Annotated in this window: 7 protein-coding genes; 4 read left to right on the forward strand and 3 right to left on the reverse strand. The window is 67.9% G+C overall.

What is annotated here, in order from left to right:
- Positions 1 to 58: 58 nt before the first annotated feature.
- The 3 genes from D7X55_RS32415 (at position 59) to D7X55_RS32425 (ending at position 2383) form a co-directional block, all read left to right on the forward strand.
- Positions 59 to 1282: a deoxyhypusine synthase family protein gene (locus tag D7X55_RS32415; protein ID WP_120552548.1), complete on the forward strand. Its 1224-nt coding sequence runs from the start codon at positions 59 to 61 to the stop codon at positions 1280 to 1282.
- A gap of 33 nt (positions 1283 to 1315) precedes the next feature.
- Complete coding sequence (locus D7X55_RS32420; RefSeq protein WP_120552549.1) at positions 1316 to 1744, forward strand: OsmC family protein; 429 nt, start codon at positions 1316 to 1318, stop codon at positions 1742 to 1744.
- Between the two features lie 111 nt (positions 1745 to 1855).
- Entirely contained in the window at positions 1856 to 2383 is a 528-nt protein-coding gene (locus D7X55_RS32425; protein ID WP_120552554.1) for a hypothetical protein, read from the forward strand.
- Between the two features lie 15 nt (positions 2384 to 2398).
- Here the strand turns inward: D7X55_RS32425 and speA are convergent, their stop codons facing one another.
- A complete protein-coding gene (gene speA / locus D7X55_RS32430; protein WP_120552550.1) occupies positions 2399 to 4408 on the reverse strand; it encodes a biosynthetic arginine decarboxylase in 2010 nt (669 codons plus the stop codon).
- 236 nt (positions 4409 to 4644) lie between these two features.
- Here speA and clpX point away from each other — a divergent pair, with 236 nt between their 5' ends.
- Positions 4645 to 5721, forward strand: coding sequence for an ATP-dependent Clp protease ATP-binding subunit ClpX (gene clpX, locus D7X55_RS32435; protein WP_120552551.1), 1077 nt, complete (start codon positions 4645 to 4647; stop codon positions 5719 to 5721).
- On the opposite strand, the gene D7X55_RS32440 is transcribed toward clpX, so the two are convergent.
- Together D7X55_RS32440 and D7X55_RS32445 are read right to left on the reverse strand one after the other, a co-directional pair.
- Positions 5711 to 6475 carry a CvpA family protein gene (locus D7X55_RS32440; protein WP_120552552.1) on the reverse strand — a complete coding sequence of 255 codons (765 nt, stop codon included), beginning with the start codon at positions 6473 to 6475 and terminating at the stop codon, positions 5711 to 5713. The genes clpX and D7X55_RS32440 overlap by 11 nt on opposite strands.
- 21 nt (positions 6476 to 6496) lie before the next feature.
- Positions 6497 to 7112, reverse strand: a 616-nt coding sequence (locus D7X55_RS32445; RefSeq protein ID WP_233610208.1) for a J domain-containing protein, incomplete at its 5' end; no start/stop codon positions are given.

Here is a 7112-nt window from a genome sequence, read left to right on the forward strand (position 1 = left end):
GGGCGGGGTTGAAGGCGGGCCTCCCCTTGGCAGGCGGGCGGTGTTAGATCGCCGCGCCATGGCCAAGACCCCGACCCCGAAGAAGTCCTCCCTTCGCGCCGCCTACGCGAACGCGCGCAAGGCGGATCCGCGCCCCATCACCGGCAAGGAGAAGCCCGCGGAGCTGCTCGCGCACGCGTTCAGCGCCTACGTGGGCCGGCAGGAGCGCACCGCGTTCGAGCTGATGCAGCAGTCCGTGCAGCAGGACGCGTCCATCTTCCTCACGCTGTCCGGCGCCATGACGCCCGCGGGCCTGCACCAGTCCTGCCTCATCCCCCTGGTGGAGAAGGGCATCATCTCCGCCATCACCACCACGGGCGCGAACCTCTACCACGACGCCCACCGCATCATCGGCCACGGCATCCGCGAGGTGAACCCCAACGCGGGCGACCTCCAGTACCGCCTGGCGCGCATCATCCGCATCTACGACCTGGGCTTCTGGGAGGAGGCGCTGCTCGACACCGACCGCCTCTTCTCCGCCATCCTCCGGCAGCCGCAGTTCCAGAAGAAGATGACCACCCCGGAGTTCCACTACCTCCTGGGCAAGGCCATCCACGGCATCGAGAAGCAGCTGGGCGTGAAGCAGCCGTCGCTCTTGTCCACCTGCTACAAGCACGGCGTGCCCATCTGGGTGGGCGCGGTGCAGGACGGCTCCATCTTCCTCAACGTCGTGAAGCTCAAGCGCCTGCTGGGGGACGAGTTCAAGTTCGAGCTCGACATCAATGACGACGTCTATTCCATGGCCGCCATGCAGCACTACTGCCGCCACAACGGCAGCGGGAAGCTGGCCATCTGGATCCTGGGCGGCGGCGTGCCCAAGAACTACACGCTCCAGGGCGAGCCGCTGCTCGACCAGATTCTGAACGTCCCCACGTCGGGCTTCGACATCGACGTGCAGTTCTGCGTGGACCCGGTGGACAACGGCGCGCTGTCCAGCTGCCCGGCCGGTGAGGGCCACACCTGGGGCAAGGTGTCCGTGGAGGCCGTGGAGACGGGCTCCATGTACGTGCACTGCGACGTGACGGCGGTGTTCCCCTGGCTCACGCACGCGCTGTTCAGCGAGCCCAAGAACAAGCGCAAGCCCATGCGCCTGATGGACAAGATGGCCGACGCGGTGAAGTTCCTGGACGCGGACGTCAAGAAGCGCAGCAAGTCCCTGATGAAGACGCTGGACTGGAGCGTCGAGGACGCCGAGCCCTCCACCGAAGAGGACGCGAAGTCCCACGACGCCTTCGTCCGGTAGCGCGCGGTTTTTCCCCAGCCCAAGGAGACGGTGATGAGTCAGCAGCCCGCGACCGGTGTGGTGATGTCCCTGGTGAGTGCCCCCCAGCTGAAGACCAAGGTCACGCACGGCCCGTCCGGCGCGACGCTGCCCACGGAGGCGCCGAAGGACAACGGCGGCACCGGCGGCAGCTTCTCCCCCACGGACCTGGTGGCCACGGCGCTGGCGTCCTGTGTCGTGACGACCATGCACCTGATGGCCGGCAAGGAGGGCATCACCCTGGGTGAGGTGACCGCGACGGTGGAGAAGCGGATGACCCCGCCGCCGCGCAAGATTGGCGAGCTGGTGCTGTCCATCCTGATGCCCTCCGGCCTCACCAAGGAGCAGCGCACCACGCTGGAGAAGATCGCCCACGAGTGTCCCGTGGCGCGCAGCCTCCACCCGGACGTGAAGGTCACGACGTCGTTCGGTTATCCGGACTGAGGCTGCCGTGAAGGGGCTCGGTTGGCCGCCTGCCCTCCGAGCCCCGCTGACTTCGTGCAGCAAGCGGCCCGCGTGTCCACCCTCGTGAAGTTCCTGGGAGGGGCACGCGGCATGAACGTGAAGCGACTGGGCATCTATCTCAACGACCATCTGCTGGGCTCCACGGTGGGCGTGGACCTCGCGAAGCGGACCGAGCGCGAGAACCGCAGCAACCCGGTGGGCCAGTACCTGTCCACGATGATTCCCCTGCTGGAGCAGGACCGCGCCACGCTGCGCACCGTCATGGCCGCGCTGGAGGTCCGCGTGGATCCGCTGAAGATGGGCGGCGCGTGGCTGACGGAGAAGATCTCGCGGCTGAAGCTCAACGGCTCGCTCCTGCGCTACTCGCCCCTGAGCCGGCTGGTGGAGCTGGAGGGCCTGTGCGTGGGCTCCCACGGGCGCGTGTCCCTGTGGCGGAGCCTGGAGCGGATCGCGGCGAAGGATCCGCGCCTGGCGCGGTTCGACTTCGGCTTCCTCGCCGAGCGCGCCGACGGGCAGCTGGAGACGCTCCAGACCCTGCGGCTGCGCGCGACGGATGCGGCGTTCAGCGACGCGTCCGTCGAGACCGGCGAACAGGCACCGGTCCCGACGGAGGCTTGAGGCTTCAGGGCCTGATCAGGTCCCGGACGGGGAGACGGGGTTGCGCGTCCCCCCGTTCTCCGGCCCGGGCAGGAGGCGCAGCTGGCTGGCGGAGGTGAACGTCGCGTCCACCTCGCGCTCCAGGTACGTGTAGCCGGACAGGCCGTCCTCGTAGACGCGCAGCAGGTTGCGCGACTCGTCCAGGGTGATGCGCCCCTGGCGCAGCGCCAGCTCCGTGAACTTGCGCAGCTTCGCGACGAGGTCGTCCTTGTTGTAGCTCACGTAGTTGAGGACCTCCGTCACGGTGTCCCCGGCGACGACGTGGTCGATGAGGTAGCCGCCGCCCGGCGCCAGCGACACCTGCACCGTGTGCGTGTCCCCGAAGAGGTTGTGCAGGTCGCCCAAAATCTCCTGGTACGCGCCGACCAGGAAGATGCCCAGGTAGTAGTCGTCGCTGTTGAGCGCGTGCAGCTCCAGCGCGTCCTTCACCTCGCGCTTGTCGATGAAGTGCTCGATCTTCCCGTCCGAGTCGCAGGTGATGTCCGCGAGCGTCGCGCGGCGGGTCGGCTTCTCCGCCAGGCGGTGGATGGGCATCATGGGGAAGAGCTGATCAATGGCCCACGAGTCCGGCAGCGACTGGAACACGGAGAAGTTGCAGAAGTACGTGTCCGACAGCTGCTTCTCCAGCGACTCCAGCTCCTCCGGAATCTCCCCGGCCTCGCGCGCCACGCGCAGGATCTTGTGGCAGATGGCCCAGTAGAGGTTCTCCGCCGCCACGCGCTGCTCCAGCGACAGGTGGCCCAGGGAGAACAGCTGGAGGCTCTCCTCCTTGGCGTCCTGCGCGTCGTGGAAGGCCTCGATGACGTTCTTGTTCGTCACCTCGCGGAACGTCGAATAGAGGTTGCGCACCACGGAGGGCGCCTTCTCATCCACCTTGTCCGGCGTCTGGGACGGGTCGAACTCGCTGGTGCCCAGCACGTCCACCACCAGCACGGCGTGGTGCGCGACGACGGCGCGGCCGGACTCGGAGACCAGGGTGGGGTGCGGCACGCCCGCGCGGTCGCAGGCCTCCATCACGCCGAAGACGACGTCGTTGGCGTACTCCTCCGTCGTGTAGTTCATGGAGGAGGCGAAGTTCGTCTGGGAGCCGTCGTAGTCCACGCCCAGGCCGCCGCCCACGTCCAGGTACTTCAGGGGCGCGCCCTGGCGGGCCACCTCCACGTAGAAGCAGCCCACCTCGCGCAGCGCGTTCTTCACGTTGCGGATGTTGGAGATCTGGCTGCCCAGGTGGAAGTGAAGCAGCTCGAAGGAGGACAGCAGGCCCGCGTCCTTCATGAAGCCGATGCAGTTCATCAGCTCCGACGAGGACAGGCCGAACTTGGAGCGATCACCCCCGGACGCCTCCCACTTGCCGGCGCCGCGCGTGGACAGCTTCACGCGCATGCCCAGCCGGGGGGTGATGCCGGTGCGGCGCGCCACCTCCGCGATGAGGGGCAGCTCGCTGGGCTTCTCCACCACCAGGATGACGTTGCGGCCCAGGCGCGAGTAGAAGAGCGCCGTCTCGATGTACTCCTCGTCCTTGTAGCCGTTGCAGATGACGAGGGCGTCTTCGCTGTCGAGCAGCGCCATGACGGCGAGCAGCTCCGGCTTGGAGCCGGCCTCCAGGCCGTAGGTGTGCTCCTTGCCCGCCTCGATGATGGTCTCCACCACGTAGCGGTGCTGGTTCACCTTGATGGGGTACACGCCCCGGTACAGGCCCTTGTAGCCCTGATCCGCGATGGCCTTCTTGAACGCGTTGTTCAGGTGCACCACGCGGTGGCGCAGCACGTCCGTGAAACGCAGGAGCAGCGGCAGACCGATGCCCCGGCGGCGGACCTCGTCCACCAGCTCCTTGAGGTCCATGCTCGGAGCGGCGGGCCCGTCCGGGTGGACGCACACGTGGCCCTTGTCGTTGATGCCGAAGTAGGGCGAGCCCCAGTTGCGGATGCCGTACAGCTCATGGGCATCGGCCAGGGTCCAGCGGTGCTGAGGGGAGGGAGCGGCCATCGTTGTTTCGTGCCTCCGGTGGAGCGCGTGGCGAGGGGTGGAAACTCCCATGAACAGGGGAGGGGGGCCGGACTATCGGAAACGTCCCGGTCATTCAATAGCCGCCTGTTCGAGGAGCAGGCAGGCGGGCAGGGGCCCCATTCCGGGCTCTGGCCCTGGTGGGCCGGTCAGCATCCAATTCCTACCCTTCCTTCCAGGCAGCGCTGGGAGGCCGAGTGGAGAGAAGGGGAGGGTACATGGAGTCGTCCGCACGCAGGGAAGAGGCAGCGCCACTGACCCCGCGGGAGATCTTCGAACGGCTGGATCGCTACGTCATCGGGCAGGACGCCGCGAAGCGAGCGGTGGCCATCGCCGCGCACAACCATCTCAAGCGCGTCCAGGCGCGGCGGATGCGGCGGCAGTCCCTCATCAAGAAGTCCAACATCCTGCTCATTGGCCCCACGGGCAGCGGCAAGACGCACATCGCGCGGAACCTGGCGGAGATCCTCCATGTCCCGTTCACCACCGTGGACGCCACCGAGTACACGGAGGCGGGCTACTACGGGAAGGACGTGGAGGTGATGGTGTCCGACCTGCTCTTCAAGGCGAACCACTCCGTGGAGGACACCCAGCGGGGCATCATCTTCATCGACGAGGTGGACAAGATCGCCCGCCGCACCCAGGGCGCCCGCAACGGCGCGGGCAGCCGCGACATCGGCGGTGAGGGCGTGCAGCAGTCGCTCTTGAAGCTGCTGGAAGGGCGCGAGGTGCACGTGCCCATGAACGTCACGCAGGCGTGGAACAAGAGCGACTTCGTGCAGGTGGACACGCGCGACATCCTCTTCATCTGCGCGGGCACGTTCAGCGACCTGCACGACTACGGCGATGAGGGCGGCCGGGCCATGGGCTTCGGCTCGGACGCGCTGGCGGCGAAGCGCAAGGAGAAGCGCATCTCCACGAAGCAGCTGGTGGACTTCGGGATGATGGCGGAGTTTTTGGGCCGCATGCCGGTGATGGTGCAACTGGAGCGGCTGGGCGAGCCCGACCTCCTGCGCGTGCTCACCGAGCCGCCGGACGCGATCACGCGCGAGTTCAAGGAGCTGCTGTCGCTGGATGAAATCGAGCTGGAGTTCCCGGAGAGCGGCCTGCGGGAGGTGGTGCGCTACTCCATCGCGCGCGGGCTGGGGGCTCGCGGCCTGCGCTCCATCCTGGAGCACGTGATGTCGGACATCATGTTCGAGGCGCCGGAGCGCAAGCACCGCCACGTGACGGTGGACGCGGAGTTCGTGAAGGCGCGGCTCGCGGCGCTGGACGACGTGGAGCTCAACGCTTAGCGGGCGCTGGCTTTTCCGAAGCCCGGGCGGCGGCGCCCAGCCGTGCCGCCGCCTGTGGATCCTGGATGAGCTGGAGCACGGCGTCGTTGCGCAACAGCGCTTGCGTGTCGCCCCGCTCCAGCGCGTCCTGCAAATCCTTGTGTGACAGCGCGAGCTGGAAGCGCGGGTCCTTGCGCAGCGCCTTGAAGGCCGGGTCCTCCTGGAGCTTCTTCGCCTTCGCCGGGTCGTGCGTGGCCTGGGCCACCTGGACCAGGTCCTGAAGCGGGGCGAACTGGGTCAGCTCGAAGAGGTTGAAGCGGCGGGACATGTCGAAGGCGATGGAGTCCTTGGGCGCCACGCCCAGGCGCTTGCCGGCGACGACGACGTGCTGCTCCATGAAGGTCAGCGCGCTCAGGCACACCCAGAACAGCGCGGCCATCTTCCCGCCGCCGAGCACGAAGCCCAGGGTGCGGTCCAGCCCGCGCTCCTCCGGGTCCTTGCCGGAGAGGAAGCGCAGGAGCAGCGCGCCCAGGGCGTAGCGCACGGTGAGCCAGGTGACGACGAAGAGCAGCACCGTGCCGAAGAGCGTCCCGACGAGCAGCGGTGAGCCCAGCGCGACGGCCAGCTTGGGGCCGGCGAGGGGCGCGAGCTTGCGCGAGACGAAGTAGCCCGCCGCGAGCCCCACGGAGTTGGCCACCTGGCGGGCGGCGCCGGAGAGGGCGCCGAGGATGCCGAAGAACAGCACCATGCCCAGGAGGATGAGGTCGATGACCATGGGGTGGGCTCCTGGGGGCCGCTAGCGGATCTTGAACGAGGAGTCGCCCTTGGACTTGTCCGCGGTCTGCTTCTGGGCGTCCGCGAGGGCTTCCTTGTAGCGGGCGTTGGAGGGCTCGTAGGTGAGCGCCATCTTGAGGTTGCGCTCCGCGGCGGAGGGGTTGCCGGCCTCCAGGTCCTTCTGGGCCTGCGCGTAGAACTGACGGCCCTTGGGGTGGGTGCCGATCTGCTCTTCCTGTTCCTTCTTCGCGGCGGCCTTGGTTTCGGCCTCGGAGGCGTCGGTGAAGCGCAGCTTCTGCGCGCGGTCCGGGCTGGCGATGTCGGTGAGGTACTTCTTGCGCTTGGTGTCGTCGCGCAGGACGTAATAGGCCTCGGTGACGCGCTTGTAGAGCTCGTTCACCTGGTCCTTGAGGACCTTGGACTCCAGGTGGAAGAAGCGGTCCGGGTGGTAGACGCGGCTCTCTTTGTAGAAGGCCTTCTTGATGTCACCGGGCGCGGCGGTGCGCTCCAGGCCGAGCACCTCGAAGTAGTCCATCTGGTCGAGCCTCGCGCAGCGCGACTCCAGGTCCGTGAGCTGCTCCGGGCTGAGGGCCGGGCCCCCCGCGGCGGCGGGCGGCGTCGGAGGCGCGGCGGGAGGG

It is taken from the genome of Corallococcus sp. AB049A (assembly GCF_003668885.1).
Lineage (GTDB): Bacteria > Myxococcota > Myxococcia > Myxococcales > Myxococcaceae > Corallococcus > Corallococcus interemptor.